Raw genomic sequence first — 19,645 nt, forward strand, 5'->3', positions numbered from 1 at the left:
AGCTGACTTATGACTCGAAGAGCTGGGTCGCCGGAGTCTGGACAAGGAAACACATTTTTTAAGGATTTTCATACTAGAAAAGTTATCTGCTTTCTTGTCCAATAAAAACAAACGCACTTGCCCGTTAGCAAGTGCGTTTTTTCATTAAATGGAGTTAGAGATGTTACAATAAAACCAATAGCAACCGAAAGGAGCGACACGTTATGAAATACACGAAATCGAAGATGGAAACTCTTGTGAGTGAAAATCCGGAATTGAAAAAACGCCTGAAAACACTCATGAAGGATATGGACCTGGAAAAGAATTTCGCTTTGAAAGCACTTTACCATTCAGAAGTGACAGACAACGGGCCTTATCAGTCCGCCTATCAGGACCTTGACTTGCTCTAAGGAGCGGGTCTTTTTTTATGAGCTGAATCTGCGGCGCTGCAGCTCACTCGAAAATCGCTTTTTCCATCCATAAATTCAATTGCAGATTCGTCAAAGTCACCGCGACTTTGTCAGCATCTTCCGCAGGAGCATCCAGGTAAAATCCGAAATGGTCCCCGTCCTTATAGCTTAATCCGGTCGCGGTGGATGGGGACAGTTGCTGAGCGTCCTTACCGGCGGTTGCTTCCGCTTCGATGGAATGCGTTGAACCACCCTGAGTATAGTCATGGGCAATGCCTGAAACCAGGACGGCTCCATCAGGAAGTTCCTTTGCGTGCGAGCGGAAAACCACTTCATACCCCATTTCTTCCTGTTCAACTACTTTCATTACGGAAATTTGGCTGTCTCCGTCATCATAGAGGATCTTGCCTTCATTATTTTCCAAATTATTCAGATCGAGTTCAACCGTATATTCCCCTTCAACGGGTTCTGTAATTTTGTAATATTCTTCTGTTTGATCGGCGATATAGGAGATGCCATTCAGGTGCAGATGGACCGCTTCAATGACACGCGGCAGCAGAAAAGCACTGACTGCAATAATGGCGGCAGCTAGATATAAAGTATTCATATTCACATATTTTTTCATGCGGGCTCCCTTCAGGTGCAGAAAATTCTGATAACTAAATTTTACCATAAGTTAAAAGAAAAGTATCAAACAACATAAAAAACCTTGTCAGGCATACAGTCTGACAAGGTCATTTTAATTTCTGGACTTTTGGGTATCTTCGAGCCAGCGCTCCCAATCCTCATACGTAGTGCCGATATAGTATTGGTTGGCGGTGTTTTCAAGGTGGCCAAGGCCGCGTCCGCCGATGACGAAATGCAGCTCCGGTTTAACAGCAGTCAATGCGTCTATATATTCATGGGCGATCGGCAGAAGCCGTTCGTGGCCAATGGACATGCAGGCCAACCTGAAATCCTGTTTGCGGACAAGTTCCGGCAGGCCTTCGAGCGGCGTGTCCGGTCCTATATAAGCGACCGGGTAACCGCGTTCCCGTAGGAAAAGTGTAAATAGAAGCAAGCCAAGCTGGTGATGTTCGCCACTCGGACAGAAAGCCAAGGTTTTCGGCAGCGTTTCTGACGTCGGGAAAATACGGAAAAACTGAGTGAAGCGCTGCAGCACCATATGGCTCAGCATATGTTCATGCGCTACGGTGATGGTGCCGTTTTCCCATTCTTCACCGATCCGCACCATCAAAGGCGCCAATATGGAAAAGAATACAGTGCGGTAATGGAACATGGAAAAGTTCAAATCCAGCAAGTACTGGAAACGTTCACTGTCCATTTCGGCGCCGGCATTATAAAGTTCTTCAATCTGCTTCTCGTACTCGATGGAGCCTTCCGGAGATTGAGGCAGCTCAGCAGCGGTCTTCACGAATTTCTTTCGGGAAGCATGGAGTTGTTTGACAGCTTCGCTGATTTTGACGCCGTTTTCCTGAACCTGGATTTTAAGCCACTTCAAATCCTCCAGATTCTGATCAGAATACAGGCGGTGGCCGGATTCTGTGCGAGCTGGAGTAATCGCATTATACCGTGTTTCCCAAGAGCGGATCGTCACTTTGGGCATATCAAGGATCTTTGCAGCAGCTTTTATATTGTACATGGCAGGACCCACATTTCTATAAGTTAGTTGTATATTTATTATACAAGTACTTATACAATGCGTAAAGCTTTAGGGGTCAAGGGTTTTAACCAGTAAAAAAGAGAAAGAGCCGAAGCCCTTTCTCCTTTGTGCCATATTAAGCTGTTGCCGCTTTGACGGCGCGTGAACGCTGCCAAACCAGCGTAATGGAGATCGTGATCATCAGCATGATCAGACCCAGGATGAACGGGAAGATGATGTTGACGTCATAAAGCAAGCCTGCAAGCAGAGGCCCGGCGACATTGCCGATACTCATATAGGCGTTGTTCATGCCCATCGCGAACCCGACTTCGCCGTCCGCCATTTTGGAGATCAGCGTATTCAATACGGGACGCAAGATCGAAGTTGCCAGGAAGATGACAAGTGAAACACCGAAGAACATAGCGTAGCTGCCCGCAAACAACGACAGCAGGAACCCGAAGGCGGCGACGCCCAGGAACGTCACAAGAATCGCGACTTCGCCAAAGCGGCGGACGATCCGGTCGACGATGAACAATTGGACGATGACACTGACTACGCCTGTCGCTGTTATCATGAACGCGATGTCTTTGGCGGTTGAATTGAATTGATTGTCCAGGTAAAGTCCGACCACGGATTCATAAGCAAGCAGACCGAAACTCATTACGAGCGTGATAACCAATGGAATGAAATACTGCTTTTTGGTGGAAGACGCAATTTTGGACAGCATCGATTCCGTTTGGGTCATGTCGATCGCAAGGTTTGCATCCGCGTTTGCCGCGTCGCTGTCTTTCAACAGCACAAGTGAAAAGACGACAGCGCCAAGCGATACCAGGGCAGACACTAAAAATGGCAGCTTGATGCTGTAATCGGCAAGGAATCCGCCGATTCCGGGACCGACGACAATTCCAAGCGACATGGCCGCTGATACAAGACTTGTGCCTTTTGCCCGCTGATCGAATGTCGTGATGTCAGCGATGTAGGCGAAAATGGCAGGCACCAGCATAGCTGCACCGATTCCCCCTATGACACGGGAAAAGTAAAGTACCCAGATAAAGTCGGAAGCGTAGAAGACGAACATTGACAGGGTCAGGCCGATAAGTCCGTAGATGATCATTTTCCGGCGGCCGTACTGATCCGCCCATTTGCCGGCAATCGGTGAGAACAGGAATTGGGCTGCCGCGAAAATGGCGATCATCAGCCCTGCGGCCATGCCGCCCTGGTTGATGGATTCAAGGTATGAAGGAAGGATGGGGATGATGATCCCGAAACTGGCGATGGCAATAAACATATTGATCATCAGGATGATGATCTTTTTGCGTTGATCTGCTGACATGGTGTTCCTCTTTTCTTATTATGGGTGGAGTTTCTCCTATATAGAACGGCAACAAAACGAACGACGTGGAATCGGATTTCATATGTATGAAAGGGAAGGGAGAAGGTTCTCGAATATCATTCATTGCCACTAAACTTTTTACACTCAATTTTACATATTATGCCGGCTCCATGGTGTTGTCAATCACTTGGACCTCGTTCAAATAAAAAACTGAACCTTTATGTCAAAGGTTCAGCTTCAGGGGTTTCATTGGCGGAGTCAATAACCACAGATTTCGCATTATTCGTTTTGCGCCAAGCCATGGCAATCGACAGCGTGACTACCAAAAGACCAAGGCCCAGGATGAACGGATAATTGATATTGATATCATACAGCATGCCTGCGGAAATCGGGCCAAGGACATTGCCGAGGCTCATGTAGGCAGTTGCCATACCCATGGCAAAACCGATTTCGCCGGCCGCCATTTTCGATACCAGGATGTTAAGAACCGGACGCAGGATAGCCATCGCCAGGAAAATCACAAGGGAGACGCCGAAGAAAGCGCCATAGCTTCCTGCGGTCAGTGAAATCAGGAATCCGACCGTTGCAAGACCCAGGAATGCAATCATTGTTTTGACTTCACCGAAACGGCGGACAAGACGGTCGACGATAAAGAATTGAACCGTTACGCTGACAATTCCGGTAGCCGTAATCATCATGGCAATATCGGCTGAAGTCGAGCCATATTGCGTCGTCAGGTACATGCCGATAACAGATTCATATGCAACAAGGCCGAAGCTCATGATAAAGATGATGAGCAACGGAATGAAATATGGCATGCGGGTGGAGCGGCCGATTTGTTCCAGCATCGACTCGTCTTTTGAAAACTCCTCCGCCTGCTTTTTGCTTTCTGCATTAGGGGCAATTTCCTTCAGCATGATCAACGAGAAAATCATGGCGCTGAATGTCACTCCGGCGGCGATCAAGAACGGCAATTTCAAGCTGATGTCAGCGAGGAATCCGCCGAAGCCAGGTCCGATTACAAGTCCGAGCGACATGGAAGCCGTCACAAGGCCGGTTCCTTTAGCGCGCTGGGCTGCAGTGGTGATGCCGGCTACATAAGTGAAGACGCCCGGGATAAGGAAGGCGTCACCGATACCGCCGACAACGCGGGAAGCGTAGATGACCCAGATCGAATCGGTCGAGTAGAACATGAGCATCGAGATTGTCAGTAGCGCAAGACCAAGGATTATGACTTTGCGGGGACCGTATTTATCGGCCCAGTTTCCGCCAAGCGGAGAGAACAGGAGCTGTGCTCCTGCGAAAATCGCGATCATCAGGCCGGCTGCTGTGCCGCCTTGGCCGATAGATACAAGATAGGCAGGGAGAATAGGGACAACAATTCCGAAACTTGCTATAGCAATAAACATATTGATCATCAATATGGACATTTTTTTACGTTGGCTGGTAGACAATTAAAAAAGCCTTCTTTCAATTTAAAATTATTGTACAAACGCTAATCGTTTTGACAACTTTTCATATATTATGATAGAAAAAACGTAAAGTCAATGAGAAAAACTCACATTTTTATCACGAATTTCATAGATAATATTATTGTATAAAAGGAATTTTCTTATAATTTCAGAAACCTTGATTTCAAGCCTTTTTTGATTTCTTCGGGACTCTAAGTTATACGAAAATACTTAAAAGTTGTTGCGAATTTGTGAATGGGAAGGGTAATTGAGGGGAGATGCCGAAGAGTTTATTTAAACAGCGTTATTTGGGGTATAGGTAAACCGTCTAACGCTATTCAATTCAGTAAGTGAAGGGGATGAAGATATGGATAAACGATTCGAACGCATCAAAGCGTCAGCATTGCAGGAACGGGTGGTCAGTGCTGAAGAGGCGGCTTCATGGATACAGGACGGCATGACCCTCGGTTTAAGTGGATTTACACAAGCCGGAGATGCAAAAGCGGTGCCTTTGGCGCTGGCGAAACGTGCGGAATTCGAGAAATTCAAGGTGAATGTCTATACGGGAGCTTCTCTCGGTTCCAATATCGATACAGTGTTCGCGCAGACCGGCATCGTCAACAAAAGGCTGCCGTTTCAATCGGATCCGGTGATGCGCAGAAAAATCAATGAAGGGGAAATTCTCTATACCGACCATCATCTGTCCCACACGGCTGAATGGATCCGTGAGGGGGTCATCACGCCAATCGATTATGCCATTATCGAAGCGATCTCAATCACAAAAGACGGCATGATCATTCCGACGACCTCTGTCGGCAACTCGGCTATTTTTGCCCAATACGCAAAGAATGTCATTGTGGAAATAAATACGGAACAGCCGGAGCGCCTTTACCGGATACATGATATCTATGACACAGGCACACACGAAGGCCGCAATCCGATTCCGCTGTCGCATGTTGCCGACCGCATCGGAACGACAGGAATTCCGGTTGATATGGAAAAGATAAAAGGCATTGTTTTTACAGATCAGGTAGATTCGCCGTCGACGATCGTTCCGCCTGACAGTGAAACGGAAGCGATCGCCAGCCATCTGCTGGAGCTGCTGCGATCGGAAATCCGTGCTGGTCGGCTGACGGAAAAATTGGCGCCGATCCAGTCGGGAGTCGGTTCGGTTGCCAACTCGGCTCTGCGCGGGCTCATCGGTTCCGAATTCCATGACCTTGAAATGTATTCGGAAGTGCTGCAGGACGCAGTGTTTGATTTGATCGATGCAGATGTCCTCCGTTTTGCTTCCGGTTCAGCGATTACATTGTCCAAAGAGAAAATGGCACAGGTCTATTCTGATTTCCGAAAATACGAAGATAAGATTATTCTGCGGCCGCAGGAAATCACGAATCATCCGGGACTTATACGGCGGCTCGGTTTGATTGCGGTTAATACAGCTCTCGAATTTGATATTTACGGCAATGTGAATTCCACGCATGTATCCGGAACGAAGATGATGAACGGCATCGGAGGATCCGGTGATTTTGCCCGCAACTCAAGGTTGTCGATTTTCGTATCAAAATCGACTGCCAAAGGCGGCAATATCTCCAGTGTGGTGCCGTTTGTTACGCATGTCGATCATACGGAGCATGACGTGGACGTACTTATTACCGAGCACGGCTACGCTGATCTCCGCGGACTGGCTCCAAGGGAACGCGCCGGTCTGATCATTGAAAATTGTGCGGATCCGGCCTACCGGGATCAATTGCGGAATTATTACAAAGAGGCGCTGACTCGCGGCGGACAGACGCCGCATGTACTTGAAAAAGCATTCTCCTGGCATCAGCGTCTGGCTGAAACCGGTAGCATGCTTGAAAAATAATCTCGGCATCCTTCTGCACCCTTGATTGCCGAAAATACATTATAATGAAGCAATCAGTTCGGACAGGAGGATTCACATGGAAAAATTCACTTTCGGTTCGCTGCTGGATGTCATGGGGGAACTGTTCTCTGATGAAATTTCAATTGCAGTAGCGGACACGGAGCAGTATATCTATTACAGGCCGAGCAAACGCATCGATCTGAAGATCAAACCGGGCGATCCGGTGAAGGAAGGGACCATTGCGCATAAAGCGCTGATGACGAATCAGAAAGCTTCCGAGTTCATCGACCGCGAAGTATTCGGCGTTCCCTATCACGGCATGGCTGTTCCGTTTGAAGAAAATGGGGAACTGCAGGGCTGTGTCCTGGCGATTTATCCTTCCTACACCGAAGGGAAATCAGTGGTGACCGTAAAGAGCCCGGATGGCTGGAAGCCGGTGCCTTTTGACGATGTCGTCTGTCTTGAAGTCAAAGACCGGAAGACACATGTTCATGCCGCGGGCTTTTCAGGCACCAATAAAAACTCGCTCCAGGAATTCGAATATTCGCTGCCGCGGGAAACGTTCATCCGCTGCCACCGGTCGTTCATCGTGAATGTCCATCATATAGAAGAAATCTATCCGGACACCCACTCGACATTTGTGCTCGCAATGGATAACGGCAGCCGCATCCCGGTCAGCCAATCCTATTCGAGTTATTTCAGGAAGCTGCTTGGGTTTTGATAAGTAAATAATTTTCTCGGTTTGGGGAGAATAAAAAAGATAATCGATATTACGTAAAACAGCTTCGAAGGCATTAGCCGTGTCTTGCACGGAGAATGCCTTTGCGACGAAGTGCGCAGCACTGCAGGAGCACATTTTTTTAGGCTGCTCCTGCATCGCTGCGCTAGCTTCGTCGCAAAGCGCTGGCCGGAGGACCTTGGGCCGCGCTTGGCTTGCACTGAGCTAACTCGGACTCGCTACCCTTCGTCCGAGTGGATCTCAGCACTTCGCTCGAAACACAGTTGGAAGCCAACTGTGTTTCTAATCCCCTGGGAGTCTTCGCTGTTTTACTCCATATCTAAGCTAGATTTCTATAAGTTCATCTTTTATGAATCTGTATTAAAAAGAAGTTAACTCGACATTCTGTGAAAATCCCTTGCTCAGGCAAGGGATTTTCTGCTTTAGCGCAATAACTGCTTATCCATACACAAATCACTCAAAACGCTCTCTGAATAGTTTAAAATTATCTAATAATTAACGCCGGAATCTGCCTTCATTTTCTTCCATACAATGAAAACGCTTTATTTTTATTGGCAGACGGACTTTATCAGATAAAAAACCTTCCAGAAAGAGAGTGATTGATATGACGAACAACAATAACCGGGTCAAAGCAGCAGAACTTCAGGACCGTGTGGTTTCCCCGCAGGAAGCGGCTTCATGGATACAGGACGGCATGACGCTTGGACTTAGCGGCTTTACGCGCGCTGGCGACGTGAAAGCGGTTCCTTTCGCGTTAGTGGAGCGAGCGGAGTTTGAAACTTTTAAAGTGAATGTATTCACAGGTGCTTCACTCGGTTCGGATATCGACCGCCTGTTTGCGGAAGCGGGAATCGTCGGCAAGCGTTTGCCGTTCCAGGCTGAACCTGCCATGCGCAGCAAAATCAATTCGGGGGAAATGTTCTTTGTCGATCATCATCTTTCCCATACAGCTGAATGGGTGCGATCCAATGTCATTGAACCGATCGATTTCGCCATCATTGAAGCGCTGTCCATTACTGCTGACGGCATGATCATTCCGACCACTTCTGTCGGCAACTCGGCTGTTTTCGCGAAACACGCGCGCAATATTATCGTGGAGATCAATATGGCACAGCCGGAACTGTTCGAAGGATTGCATGACATCTACGATACCGGCAAACAGGGTGAACGCGATCCGATTCCGTTGACGTCTGTTGAAGACCGCATCGGGACGATCGGCATCCCGGTGGACATGGAGAGGATCCGCGGCATCGTCTTTACGGAACAGAAGGATTCCCCGTCGAATATCGTGCCGCCGGATGCGGAAACGAAGATCATGGCTGATCATCTGTTGGAATTTTTCCGTTCGGAAATCCGCGCCGGCCGCCTGACTGAAAAACTGGCGCCGCTGCAGTCCGGCATCGGTTCTGTTGCGAATGCCGTGCTGCACGGCATGATCGACTCTGAATTTGAAAACCTCGAAGTCTATTCCGAAGTGCTGCAGGATGCGGTATTCGACTTGATCGACGCAGGCAAAGTGGATTTCGCTTCCTGCTGTTCGATTACATTGTCCGAACAGAAAATGAAACAGGTCTTCAGTGAATTTGAAAATTACCGCAATAAAATCGTCATGCGCCCACAGGAAATTTCGAACCATCCAGAGCTGATCCGACGCCTCGGCTTAATTTCCATCAATACAGCGCTTGAATTCGACATATATGGCAACGTAAACTCGACGCATGTGTCCGGCACGAAAATGATGAACGGCATCGGGGGTTCCGGAGACTTTGCCCGCAATGCGCGCCTGGCTATTTTCGTTACGAAGTCCATTGCCAAAGGCGGCAAGATCTCGAGCGTCGTACCATTCGTTTCGCATGTTGACCACACGGAACATGATGTCGATGTGCTCGTGACTGAACAGGGCTATGCGGATCTTCGCGGCCTGGCACCTCGCCAGCGTGTCGAAACGATTATCGAAAATTGCATCCATCCGGATTACAAAGCTCAGATGCGCGAGTATTACGAAGAAGCGCTGACACGCGGCGGCCAGACGCCGCATGTCCTTGAAAAAGCATTCTCCTGGCATACTGCACTAGCGGAAAAAGGTTCAATGCTGCAGGAAAAAGAGCAATTGGTGTAAGCAGAATATATATAATCAAAAAAGAGCCAGCTCCCTTTTAAATAGAAGGGAGCTGGCTCTTGCTATTGGCTATTGCCATAGATTTCGGCAGTGCTGCGGGTATAAAGCTCGATGATATGCCCGAAAGGATCTTCGGCATAGACCAGGTAATGCGGCTTGCCTTTATTGATGTTCCAAATTTTGCTGCGCTGTTTGCCGCCGTGGAGCACCACTTTCTCAATCGTTTCTACGATGTCTTCGACGATCAGGCAAATATGGAAGAAGCCGGCATGCGGATATGGTTTTTCATCAGCGAATTCAGGCTGCTGGAATTCGAATAATTCAAGGCCCACGCCACTATTGGTCATCAAATGCACGTTACGCATCTGTTTTACTTCAGGTCCTTGCAGATCCTGGGTCATCGTAAAGAGCTCTTCATTTCTTTCATCGAATTCGAAAGGGCCGGCCAGTACGTAGAAGCCGAATACTTTACTGTACCAGTCGATGGCCCGGTCCAGATCAGGCACCGCCAGGCCGATATGGGTGACTACAGAAGTCATATGTAAAACCTCCTCTTTAATTTTTCATACCCGCGGGCATAGCCTTTTAAGCCTTCTAAAAGGCAGACTTTTCTGTTTAAACGAAAATAGTTGTTGTAAACATCTATTTTTAGTATTATAATAAGCAATTGTGAAATTCCGAAATGAGGGTTCTAAAATGAAAAATTCCATATATGGATTAACGATAGACCAACTAAAAGAATGGTTCCTGGAAAATGGACAGAAAAAGTACCGTGCTGAACAGGTATGGGACTGGTTATATATCAAACGCGTATCGCATTTTTCTGAAATGAACAACTTGAGCAAAGAAGTCATTCAGCTGCTGGAAGATAATTTCGCCATCCGCACACTGGAAGAAGCGGTGAAACAGGAATCTGCTGACGGCACGATTAAATTCCTGTTCCGTCTTCAGGACGGCAACTTGATCGAGACTGTATTAATGCGCTTTAAATACGGAAACTCGGTCTGTGTAACAACTCAGGTCGGCTGTAATATCGGCTGCAGTTTCTGCGCGAGCGGACTTTTGAAAAAGAGCCGCGATTTAAACGCGGGCGAAATCGTCGAACAGATCATGCAAGTGCAAGCGCATTTCGATGCTCAGCAAAAAGAGGAGCGCGTCAGCCATATCGTGGTTATGGGTATCGGCGAACCGTTCGATAACTACACGAACCTGATGGACTTCCTGCATGTGGTCAACTCACAAAAAGGCCTTGCCATCGGCGCGCGCCATATTACAGTCTCCACAAGCGGCATCGTTCCGAAAATCTACGATTACGCGGATGAAGGCCTGCAGGTCAATTTGGCTATTTCGATCCATGCACCGACAAATGAATTGCGTTCGCGCATCATGAAAATCAACAAAGCGTATCCGATCGAAAAATTGATGGATGCCATCGATTACTATTTGGAGAAATCAAACCGACGCATCACGTTTGAATACATTTTGCTGCGTGACGTCAATGACCATGTCAAAGAAGCCAATAAATTGGCGAAACTTCTCGAAGACAAACGCCATCTTTCGTACGTCAACTTGATTCCGTACAACTCGGTCAGCGAACATGACCAGTATCAGCAAAGCACACCGGAAGCGATTTCGGCTTTCTACGATGCATTGAAGAAAAAAGGCATCAATTGCGGCGTGCGCCACGAGCAAGGTGCGGACATCGACGCTGCTTGCGGTCAGCTTCGAAGCAAGCAAATCAAAAAAGAGAAAAAGCCAGCTACAGTTTAATAGCATGAAAAAACAGCCCCCGAATATTTTTTCGGGGGCTGTTTATTTTTAGTATGCACAATAAGAAGCGCTTTTCTTTATTTCCCTCCAGAAGAAAGGTTGATCCCCTGGATAAAGTATTTCTGGAAGAAGAAGAACAGCAGGATGACGGGCAGCAGCACAAGCAGCGATCCGGCCATCAGGTAATTCCACTGCGTGCTGAGCTGTCCTTTGAATACGGCAAGCCCGAGTTGCAGGGTATAAAGATTTTCGTCATTCAAATAGAGCAGGGGACCGAGGAAATCATTCCATGCACCGTTGAATGAGAAAATCGCTACTGTAGCAAGAGCTGGCTTCGTTAACGGGAGGCCGATCTTCCACCAGATATAGAAATGGCTGGCGCCTTCGATTTTCGCCGCTTCAATCAATTCAGTGGGAATCGTCATATAGAATTGACGCAGCAGGAAAATATAGAAAGCACTTCCGAAGAAATGCGGGACGATCAGCGGATAGTACGTATTGACCCAGCCCAGATTCGCGAACAGCACATATTGCGGAATCAGTGTTACGAATCCCGGAATCATCATCGTCGACAAGACGATTGCAAACCAGATCCCTTTACCGCGGAATGGGATTTTCGCAAACCCATACGCGATAAAAGAGTTGGCGAGCACGCTGCCGATTACAACCAGTGTCGTGATAGTGATGGTGTTGATTGTATAAGTTGTAAATGGAGCTGCCTGCCAGGCTCTGATGTAATTGGCCCATTCCCAGGATTCCGGAAAGAAGGAAGGGGGATAGGACATGACTTCCCCCATCGTTTTAAGCGAAGTGGCAAACATCCACCAGAGCGGTGACAGAATCAGCAGGCTGCCAGCCGCCAATAAAACGAAATTAAACAAACGCCACATATTGTTGCGGTTTCCGCGATGTTCCCAATAACGCAGCTTCGTATTTAATGCAGATCGGCTTTCCTCTTGTTCCGCGCCAGTTAAATAATCTGAACGATCATCTGTCTTAGCCATTTATTTCTCCTCCCCTTCATAATGCACCCAGCGGGGAGCGAGTTTCAGGTTGATGAGGGTAAGCACGAAAACGATGACGAATAAAATCCACGACATGGCCATGGCGTAGCCCATGTCAAAGTTTTCAAATGCCTGATTCCACATATAAAGGTTGTAGAATAACAGTGAATTTGCCGGGCCGCCTTCACCGTTGCCGGACATGATATACGCTTCCTGGAAAATTTGGAAACCGCCAATGAGGCTGGTTACGACATCAAAGAAGATGACGGGCGTAATCATTGGAATGGTGATGTGGACAAACTGGCGCCACCGGCTGGCACCATCAATTTCCGCCGCTTCATAAAGGGATTTGGAGACCCCTTGCATACTTGCCAGATAGAGAAGCATGGAACCGCCCACACTCCAAAGTTTCATCAGAATCAGTGAAGGTTTCGTCCAATCCGGATCATACAGCCAATTGGGTCCGTCGATGCCGACCCACCCAAGCAGCAGGTTCACCATACCGGTCCCCGGTTCAAGCAATTGCATCCATAAAAGATAGACGCCGACGCCTGAAAGGACGGCGGGCAGATAATACAATGTCCGAAAAACACGAATGCCTGGAACATCCTGGTTCAGCAACGCTGAAATGAAGATGGCACCGAGTGTCGTCAAAGGAACTGAAAAAGCGACATAATAGATTGTGTTCCAAAGGGAAGTCCTGAAAAGACCATCATCAACGATGAGCGTTTGATAGTTTTCCACTCCGACGAAATCCATTCTGGATGTAATATTATAATCTGTGAAACTTCCGGCTAAAGAAAACAATAATGGCCCAGCGGTGAAAGCGAAGAAGCCGACAATGAACGGCATGATGAAAATATAGCCGTAGATGCTTTCCTTACGCCTGATGGTCAATCTTTTTTTCCTCAAAGGACTTCTCCCCCTTGTTTACTGGTTTTTCTGGATCAGATCTTCAACATCCGCCTGTGCCTGTGCCAAAGCTTCTTCGGCGGTCATCGACCCGAGGAAGAATTCATCGACATGCGGGTTGATGTAATTATAAAATCCTGGAGCTTCCACCGGCGCCGGCGTCAGCAAGGTGTTTTCCATACTTTCGACGGCCATCTGATAGACCATTTGCCCTTCTTCAGACAATTCGTCGTTTTCTGCTGCGGCTTCCGCAGCTTCAATATTCGCTACATTATCAAAGTTTTGGACTGCCCAATATTCCTGAGCTTCAGCACCAGTCAGATATTCGATGAATGCCCAGGCAGCTTCAGGATCGCTTGAACCTTCCGGAATTTCTGCGACAAATCCGCCGCCCCAGCTCGTATGGCCGTTTCCTGGTTCATATTCAGGAAGCGGTGCCACACCGAAATTCAGATCTTCGGCATATTCACTGATTTGTGTATAGAAAGTCGGCTGCTGCACCAGCATCGCCAGGTCGCCGCTGAAGAACGGATTGCCTTGCTGGCTGTCGATTTGAGCCTGATATGAATTGACGACATCTTCGCCGATACGGTCTCTCCACGATTTAAGCCAGTTCAACACTTCAGCATTCGTTTCTGTATTGATATTTACGTTATCGACATTATTATCTTCACCGAAATAGTTTTCGCCATTCGCATTTAAGAGCCATACATCATAGCCGACGCCCCATAAAGGATAGAAGCCGAGACGATCATAATCATCGCCGTTTTTCACATCAAGCTTAGCTGCATATTCCTCAAGTTCGGCCCAAGTTGACGGTGGATCTTCAGGATCAAGGCCGGCTTCTTCAAACGCGTCTTTATTATAGAAAAGAACCCGTGTATCCGTGTTGAAGGGAATGCCGTAAGAGTCGCCTTCGTAAAGGGTGGCATTCCATAGCTCAGGGTAGAATTTCTCAGAAAAACTGTCATCCATGAACTCAGAGAGGTTCATCGCCTGATTTTCTTTTCCTCGGATGGCGGTGGCGTTGATGTCGTTGATGACGACGTCAGGAGGATTTCCCGCAGCAATCGCCGCAAGCTCCTTGGTCCAGATGTCACCCCAAGGGCTGTATGTGTGCTTCACTTCTATTTCATCCTGTGAAGCGTTGAAGTCGGCTACGATCTTATCAATGACCGGGCGTCTAAGTTCAGAACCCCAGAATGACCAGAAGTCGACAACGGTTTTGCCATCCTCATTCGTTTCTTCCTCGCTGCTGTTATTTGTCTGGAAACCTGCACAGGCACTGAGCATAAGGGTGGTGCTGGTCAAAACCAGCAGAGGCATACGCAGTTTTTTCATTTGCTCGACACTCCTTTTTAATTTGAAATGGAATCTGAAAAACTTCGACTTCCGAAGTGATGGTCCTGCGACTTTCTTTTCAGAACAGTAATGCGCCATTATCGAAAATTATGACAAATTAACTAAAAATTCAATTTACTTATTAAAGAGGAGTATACAGTACTTCTCTTTCCATTTTCAACCCAGATTTGTAATTTACAAATAACTCTCTATAATTAAAATAAAAATGAGTTAAGGGGAGTCGCATATGGCTGAAATAAAGATCAATAATCTGGGCAAGAGATATGATAAAGGCGCTTTAGCTGTGACCGATTTTAATCTTCATATAAAAGACGAGGAATTCATCGTTTTTGTCGGACCGTCCGGCTGCGGTAAATCAACAACATTGCGGATGATTGCGGGACTGGAAGAAATTACGGAAGGCGAATTCTTCATCGACGGCAAGCGCATGAATGATGTTGAACCCAAAGAACGGGATATTGCGATGGTTTTTCAGAACTATGCTTTATATCCCCATATGACCGTGTATGAAAACATGGCTTTTGGACTAAAATTAAGGAAATTTAAGAAGGCAGAAATAAAAAGTCGTGTGGAAGAGGCCGCTAAGATCCTGGGGCTGGAAGATTATCTCAACCGGAAACCGAAAGCGCTGTCAGGCGGGCAGCGGCAGCGTGTAGCTCTAGGTCGTGCAATTGTACGGGACGCAAAAGTATTTCTAATGGATGAGCCTTTATCGAATCTGGATGCAAAACTTCGCGTGCAGATGCGCGCGGAAATCGCTAAACTGCACCAGCGCCTCAAGACGACCACGATATACGTAACACATGACCAGACGGAAGCGATGACGATGGCTACACGGATTGTCATTATGAAAGACGGTGTCATTCAGCAGGTGGGCACGCCGAAAGAAGTCTATGATTTTCCAGCCAATCGTTTCGTGGGCGGATTTATCGGATCACCGGCCATGAACTTCTTCGAAGGCACCATTTCCAACGGAAACTTTCTTGTCGATGATAAATCAGTGGCGATTCCGCCAGAAACTGCAGCTCTGCTGAAAGACCTGGGCTATGACGGCAAACCGATTGCGCTGGGGATCCGTCCGGAACACATCCATGTGAACAACGAAGACCTGAGCGGTGTGCCGGCAAGTGAATTCGAAGCGGAAATTACGGTGTCGGAGCTGACGGGAGCGGAAACGATCCTCTATGCCGTATACGCCAATCAGGAATTCATCGCTCGAGTGGACGCGGATACTGCTATTGAAGCAGGCCATACCGCCACGCTGGCTTTTGATATGTCGCACGTCCATTTCTTTGATATCGAAACCGGAGCGCGCTTGAAAGCCGGAGAACTGCAAGCGGCTGGAGAAACTGTATAATTCCCTTTGTTGAGCCATTCCTTTTAGTGGAATGGCTTTTATTGATTACATAGAGATATTTCGCCATTTTTAAAAGAATTTTCTAACAATAAAGCGGAGAGTGTTTAACTTTTATTCTTTAGGGAAAATAAAGTAATAGACATTTTTGGAAAAGGAGCAGTGATATTGATGGTAAAAATCGCAGTTGAAGAACCGTTTACATCCGTGCAGCAAGCATTAGTGAAAAAAGGGTATAAAGCAGACATGATTGAGGATAAAACAGATGCTACAAGCTATGATTGTGTCGTTGTTCGCGACAAAGAGGATTTTGCCGACTTCCATATGAATGCTCCATTGGTGGAAGCGAAAGGCCGCACGCTTTTCGAAATCGTTGAAGAAGTCGAAGAACGTCTGGTGCGCAGCGGAAAAATTATGCCTCCATCTCCGATCACATCTGATAATAAGTCTGGTGGCGGCGGAGGATTTATCGCCGGCGCAGCAACTGGCGCATTGATTGGCGCAGCTGCCGGTTTAATGCTGGCACCGAAGAGCGGCAAGGAATTGCAGCAGACAGTGAAAGATAAAGCCGCTGAAATGAAAGAGAAGAAAGAGGCGAAAGCTGAATCCGGTGAAAATTCCGGTCCCGGCAAACTGGACCAAGTAAAAGATAAGCTTGGCCAGGTGAAAGAAAAAACAAACGGCGTGACTGAAAAAGCAAAAGGCAAAGCGGATGAGCTAAAAGCGAAACGCGAAGAGAAAAAAGAAGATAAAGAATTGAAGAAGCAGCAAAAAGCTGTTGAAAAAGAAGCGAAAGAAGAAGAAAAAGCTAAAAAAGAACATGAAAAAGCTGTGAAGCAAGCTGAAAAAGAAGAAAAGAAAGCTGAAAAAGAAGAGAAGAAAGAAAGCGGCGGCATCGAAGTCGTCGAGTTCGGCAGCTCAGCTGTCGAAAAAAATGACAGCGGTGATGTAAACATCCACCCTGCCGGCAAAGATAAGAAGTAATGATGAAACCGGCGCCTCCGGATGGGGGCGCTGGTTTTTTTTCGTTTGACTGGTGAGGCGTGGCTGATTTTAGGGTGGAAATTTATTTATGCCCAACTTGTAACGTTATATGCCCAACTTATGTTGATATATGCCCAACTTTTAAGGTTTTATGCCCAACTTCGCTGGAAATATGCCCAACTCACTTATAATCGGTATATTGAACCCTTGTTTGAGCCAGATTTTATCAAATCCATACCACCTAACAATCGCGTCACTAATCTTCGATCATCCACACACAAAATCTCCCGCCCCAGCCGGTTCGTCATGGGCTCGCCGGTCAGCAGGAACCAATCGCGGATCGTACGAATGTGAGCGTTTTTATCTAAAACGCCGCAGCCTGGGCACACCCAAGCTCCATAGCGCCGCACCATGCCGATCCGGTCACATGCGGCACACCAGACGCCGCGGCGCATCGTCTCGATAGGATATCTTGCATCGTCACAAAGTGGCTTCGGAACGAAATGGACCAGCGCCGCAATCATCATGTCCGCGAGCTCCTTCATTTCATCCAGACTGAAAATGGCTTTCTCCACTGGCAGCGTGTAAAGAAACCGGGGCAGCTGGTGCGAGAAAATGATGGGCTGCGAAGCCGGTACATTTTCAGCGATTTGTTTGGAATAGGATAAGACCAGTACAGAGCGCGCCGGAAACAACATCTCCCGCTCTCTCAGCCACTCTTCCAGCAGCCATTCATTGTCAGCCATCTGTTCGAGTGGCGATTTCCGTCCGATGACGGTCCCGTCATCTTTCATCTGCAGCATCTGGACAGGGTGGCTGTTAAAAAGCATGCGGCCATTCATATTCTTCACTTCAAAAACAATTACGCCCCACCGGGTAATCATCACTGAATCCATCTGAAATATACGGAACGATTTCAATCTGACATTATGCAGCATCAGATGCGGAAACGTCACCCGGCTCGCCGCGTAATAATGGTCAAAACGCTCTTCGCCGGCTTGCCCGGCAACTTCCGCGTAATGATCCTTTTCGGCTTGTCCGTAATGGGCATGCCGTTTCGGCAAACGCCGCAGCAATACTTCCAACTCTTCTTTGGTTCGCGATCCCTCGCGCTCTTTCCGAATCACCGGCATCCCTCTTTTTTACTTTGACCATAGCACTTAACCAGATCCGTGCCCATCCTTTCATTTAAAATAAAAATTTGATCGCCGTATAGGCACCAAAAATAGAATTTACGCCACAAAAAATGCACCGCCCATAACGGGCAGGTGCATAATAAATTTAAGAATCCAAAGCAACTTCATCAACGGAGTCGTGCGGTTCCGGTTCCGGCACGCGCGACAGGACGATCAGTCCGATGATGAAAAGGATGACGAGACTGAAGACGCCGAAGCGGGAGTCGCCGGTTAATTGCGCAGTGACGGCAACCAAAATTGGTCCCATAATGGCTGCGAATTTACCGAAGACGTTATAGAAACCGAAGAACTCATTGGAATTCTCTTTCGGCACGAGCTTGCCGAAGTAAGAGCGGCTCAATGCCTGGATGCCGCCTTGGCTGGAAGCGACCAGCATCGCGAGAACCCAGAAGTCGCCGATCGTTTCCATGAACATGGCGTAGATACAGACGACGATGTAGACGCAGATGCCGACATACAGCATCTTTTTGCCGGTAAAGCGGTCAGCGAGACGGCCGTAAAGAAGTGCGAAAGGTGCAGCGACGACCTGTGTTGCGAACAGGACAATCAGCAAGCTGGTTGAAGTAAGGCCAAGATCCGTGCCATACGCTGTCGACATTGCAATGATTGTGCCGACGCCATCGATGTAAAAGAAATAAGCGACTAAAAACAGGACGATGGCGCGGTATTTTCTGATTTCCTTCAAGGTTTTGCCGAGTCGTTTGAAACTTTGCCCGACCGGATTCGGTTCCCGTTTGATGAAGTAACGCTGATGGACATTTTTGAACATTGGAATCGAGAAGCAGACCCACCATACAGCTGTGATCAAAAAGGCAACGCGGCTCGCGTTGGTGACGGATAGCGGCAGCACACCGTTTTGCGCTAATAAAATAATGGCAATTGAAATGATGAATGGGATGGTGGAACCGATATAGCCGAGGCCGTAGCCGAATGAAGAAACGCGGTTCATGCGTTTTTCTGTTGCAACGTCCACGATAAAAGCATCATAGAATAGGTTGGATCCCGTCGCGCCGAGTGCAGCGAATATGTAACAGACCAGCATCAGCAGCCAATTGTCGCTCGGGACAAAAGCCAGCATTGCAGTCGAAAACGTACCCAACAGGAAGAAAGCGGTGAAAAATTTCTTCTTCATTCCTTCATAATCTGCGATTGTCCCAAGAATCGGACCGATCATCGCAAGGATAAATGTGAAGATGGCAATCGTGTAGCCGAGATAGGCGGTGGAATCGGATAAACTGACTCCCGCATCCGTCGCGGCAGCTTTATAATAGAGCGGAAAGACGGCCGTTGTGATGATGATCGAATAGGCTGAGCTTCCCCAATCGTACAATGCCCAGCTTTTCTCTGTCTTTGTGAACTTTTTCATCTCCTGATTCCCCTTAGTGAATGATAATTTCATTGTACAAGAACTACACGGGAAAAGAATCACTTTTGAAGATATTTACTGAAATTTTACATAATTCCAGGCGGAAGGGGAACAAAATATCATCATTTGAGCCGTGCCTTCCATTCCGTTACACTGA

General features: G+C 47.5%; 17 protein-coding genes. 7 read left to right on the forward strand and 10 right to left on the reverse strand.

Features of this window, described 5'->3' with window-relative positions; genetic code table 11:
• Nucleotides 1–203 precede the first annotated feature (203 nt).
• Nucleotides 204–389, forward strand: coding sequence for a hypothetical protein (locus CXF70_RS08505; protein WP_084243877.1), 186 nt, complete (start codon nucleotides 204–206; stop codon nucleotides 387–389).
• Between the two features lie 43 nt (nucleotides 390–432).
• On the opposite strand, the gene CXF70_RS08510 is transcribed toward CXF70_RS08505, so the two are convergent.
• From CXF70_RS08510 to CXF70_RS08525, 4 genes are all read right to left on the reverse strand, one after another.
• Complete coding sequence (locus CXF70_RS08510) at nucleotides 433–1,014, reverse strand: hypothetical protein (RefSeq protein WP_101802280.1); 582 nt, start codon at nucleotides 1,012–1,014, stop codon at nucleotides 433–435.
• A gap of 114 nt (nucleotides 1,015–1,128) precedes the next feature.
• Nucleotides 1,129–2,031, reverse strand: coding sequence for a MerR family transcriptional regulator (locus tag CXF70_RS08515; RefSeq protein ID WP_101802281.1), 903 nt, complete (start codon nucleotides 2,029–2,031; stop codon nucleotides 1,129–1,131).
• Between the two features lie 136 nt (nucleotides 2,032–2,167).
• Nucleotides 2,168–3,364 carry an MFS transporter gene (locus tag CXF70_RS08520; RefSeq protein WP_101802282.1) on the reverse strand — a complete coding sequence of 399 codons (1,197 nt, stop codon included), beginning with the start codon at nucleotides 3,362–3,364 and terminating at the stop codon, nucleotides 2,168–2,170.
• 218 nt (nucleotides 3,365–3,582) lie between these two features.
• Nucleotides 3,583–4,818: an MFS transporter gene (locus tag CXF70_RS08525; protein WP_101802283.1), complete on the reverse strand. Its 1,236-nt coding sequence runs from the start codon at nucleotides 4,816–4,818 to the stop codon at nucleotides 3,583–3,585.
• A gap of 364 nt (nucleotides 4,819–5,182) precedes the next feature.
• Between CXF70_RS08525 and CXF70_RS08530 the strand changes: the two genes are divergently transcribed.
• The 3 genes from CXF70_RS08530 (at nucleotide 5,183) to CXF70_RS08540 (ending at nucleotide 9,540) form a co-directional block, all read left to right on the forward strand.
• Nucleotides 5,183–6,682 (forward strand): succinyl-CoA:acetate CoA-transferase ScpC, encoded by a 1,500-nt coding sequence (locus CXF70_RS08530; protein ID WP_101802284.1) that lies wholly within the window; start codon nucleotides 5,183–5,185, stop codon nucleotides 6,680–6,682.
• A 76-nt stretch (nucleotides 6,683–6,758) separates the two neighbouring features.
• A complete protein-coding gene (locus CXF70_RS08535; RefSeq protein ID WP_101802285.1) occupies nucleotides 6,759–7,403 on the forward strand; it encodes a LytTR family DNA-binding domain-containing protein in 645 nt (214 codons plus the stop codon).
• A gap of 622 nt (nucleotides 7,404–8,025) precedes the next feature.
• Complete coding sequence (locus CXF70_RS08540; protein ID WP_101802286.1) at nucleotides 8,026–9,540, forward strand: succinyl-CoA:acetate CoA-transferase ScpC; 1,515 nt, start codon at nucleotides 8,026–8,028, stop codon at nucleotides 9,538–9,540.
• Between the two features lie 62 nt (nucleotides 9,541–9,602).
• Here the strand turns inward: CXF70_RS08540 and CXF70_RS08545 are convergent, their stop codons facing one another.
• On the reverse strand, nucleotides 9,603–10,079 hold the full coding sequence (locus CXF70_RS08545) for a VOC family protein (protein WP_084243885.1): 477 nt from the start codon (nucleotides 10,077–10,079) through the stop codon (nucleotides 9,603–9,605).
• A gap of 157 nt (nucleotides 10,080–10,236) precedes the next feature.
• Between CXF70_RS08545 and rlmN the strand changes: the two genes are divergently transcribed.
• Nucleotides 10,237–11,310, forward strand: coding sequence for a dual-specificity RNA methyltransferase RlmN (gene rlmN / locus CXF70_RS08550; RefSeq protein WP_101802287.1), 1,074 nt, complete (start codon nucleotides 10,237–10,239; stop codon nucleotides 11,308–11,310).
• Nucleotides 11,311–11,387: 77 nt separating this feature from the next.
• On the opposite strand, the gene CXF70_RS08555 is transcribed toward rlmN, so the two are convergent.
• The 3 genes from CXF70_RS08555 to CXF70_RS08565 all read right to left on the reverse strand — a co-directional run bounded on the left by CXF70_RS08555 (nucleotide 11,388) and on the right by CXF70_RS08565 (nucleotide 14,567).
• Nucleotides 11,388–12,200, reverse strand: coding sequence for a carbohydrate ABC transporter permease (locus tag CXF70_RS08555; RefSeq protein WP_199172813.1), 813 nt, complete (start codon nucleotides 12,198–12,200; stop codon nucleotides 11,388–11,390).
• A gap of 114 nt (nucleotides 12,201–12,314) precedes the next feature.
• Nucleotides 12,315–13,226, reverse strand: a complete 912-nt coding sequence (locus CXF70_RS08560) for a carbohydrate ABC transporter permease (protein ID WP_233208583.1) — start codon at nucleotides 13,224–13,226, stop codon at nucleotides 12,315–12,317.
• Between the two features lie 18 nt (nucleotides 13,227–13,244).
• On the reverse strand, nucleotides 13,245–14,567 hold the full coding sequence (locus CXF70_RS08565) for an ABC transporter substrate-binding protein (protein ID WP_101802289.1): 1,323 nt from the start codon (nucleotides 14,565–14,567) through the stop codon (nucleotides 13,245–13,247).
• A gap of 247 nt (nucleotides 14,568–14,814) precedes the next feature.
• On the opposite strand from CXF70_RS08565, the gene CXF70_RS08570 reads away from it, so the two are divergent.
• Both CXF70_RS08570 and CXF70_RS08575 read left to right on the forward strand, forming a co-directional pair.
• Nucleotides 14,815–15,945 (forward strand): ABC transporter ATP-binding protein, encoded by a 1,131-nt coding sequence (locus CXF70_RS08570; protein ID WP_101802290.1) that lies wholly within the window; start codon nucleotides 14,815–14,817, stop codon nucleotides 15,943–15,945.
• 168 nt (nucleotides 15,946–16,113) lie between these two features.
• Complete coding sequence (locus tag CXF70_RS08575) at nucleotides 16,114–16,926, forward strand: YkuS family protein (RefSeq protein WP_101802291.1); 813 nt, start codon at nucleotides 16,114–16,116, stop codon at nucleotides 16,924–16,926.
• A 185-nt stretch (nucleotides 16,927–17,111) separates the two neighbouring features.
• On the opposite strand, the gene CXF70_RS08580 is transcribed toward CXF70_RS08575, so the two are convergent.
• Nucleotides 17,112–18,053, reverse strand: a complete 942-nt coding sequence (locus CXF70_RS08580) for a nuclease-related domain-containing protein (RefSeq protein WP_158241171.1) — start codon at nucleotides 18,051–18,053, stop codon at nucleotides 17,112–17,114.
• 154 nt (nucleotides 18,054–18,207) lie between these two features.
• Nucleotides 18,208–19,488: an MFS transporter gene (locus tag CXF70_RS08585; RefSeq protein WP_101802293.1), complete on the reverse strand. Its 1,281-nt coding sequence runs from the start codon at nucleotides 19,486–19,488 to the stop codon at nucleotides 18,208–18,210.
• Between the last annotated feature and the right edge of the window lie 157 nt (nucleotides 19,489–19,645).

It is taken from the genome of Planomicrobium sp. MB-3u-38 (genome assembly GCF_002836425.1).
Taxonomy (GTDB): domain Bacteria; phylum Bacillota; class Bacilli; order Bacillales_A; family Planococcaceae; genus Planococcus; species Planococcus okeanokoites.

Bases quoted from the DNA above. Each gene is read 5' to 3' on its own strand.
- CXF70_RS08515 (WP_101802281.1), bottom strand. From the start codon at position 2,031: ATGTACAATATAAAAGCTGCTGCAAAGATCCTTGATATGCCCAAAGTG.
- CXF70_RS08565 (WP_101802289.1), bottom strand. From the start codon at position 14,567: ATGAAAAAACTGCGTATGCCTCTGCTGGTTTTGACCAGCACCACCCTT.
- CXF70_RS08530 (WP_101802284.1), top strand. From the start codon at position 5,183: ATGGATAAACGATTCGAACGCATCAAAGCGTCAGCATTGCAGGAACGG.
- CXF70_RS08535 (WP_101802285.1), top strand. From the start codon at position 6,759: ATGGAAAAATTCACTTTCGGTTCGCTGCTGGATGTCATGGGGGAACTG.
- CXF70_RS08575 (WP_101802291.1), top strand. From the start codon at position 16,114: ATGGTAAAAATCGCAGTTGAAGAACCGTTTACATCCGTGCAGCAAGCA.
- rlmN (WP_101802287.1), top strand. From the start codon at position 10,237: ATGAAAAATTCCATATATGGATTAACGATAGACCAACTAAAAGAATGG.
- CXF70_RS08570 (WP_101802290.1), top strand. From the start codon at position 14,815: ATGGCTGAAATAAAGATCAATAATCTGGGCAAGAGATATGATAAAGGC.
- CXF70_RS08510 (WP_101802280.1), bottom strand. From the start codon at position 1,014: ATGAAAAAATATGTGAATATGAATACTTTATATCTAGCTGCCGCCATT.
- CXF70_RS08585 (WP_101802293.1), bottom strand. From the start codon at position 19,488: ATGAAAAAGTTCACAAAGACAGAGAAAAGCTGGGCATTGTACGATTGG.
- CXF70_RS08555 (WP_199172813.1), bottom strand. From the start codon at position 12,200: ATGTGGCGTTTGTTTAATTTCGTTTTATTGGCGGCTGGCAGCCTGCTG.
- CXF70_RS08545 (WP_084243885.1), bottom strand. From the start codon at position 10,079: ATGACTTCTGTAGTCACCCATATCGGCCTGGCGGTGCCTGATCTGGAC.
- CXF70_RS08505 (WP_084243877.1), top strand. From the start codon at position 204: ATGAAATACACGAAATCGAAGATGGAAACTCTTGTGAGTGAAAATCCG.
- CXF70_RS08540 (WP_101802286.1), top strand. From the start codon at position 8,026: ATGACGAACAACAATAACCGGGTCAAAGCAGCAGAACTTCAGGACCGT.
- CXF70_RS08520 (WP_101802282.1), bottom strand. From the start codon at position 3,364: ATGTCAGCAGATCAACGCAAAAAGATCATCATCCTGATGATCAATATG.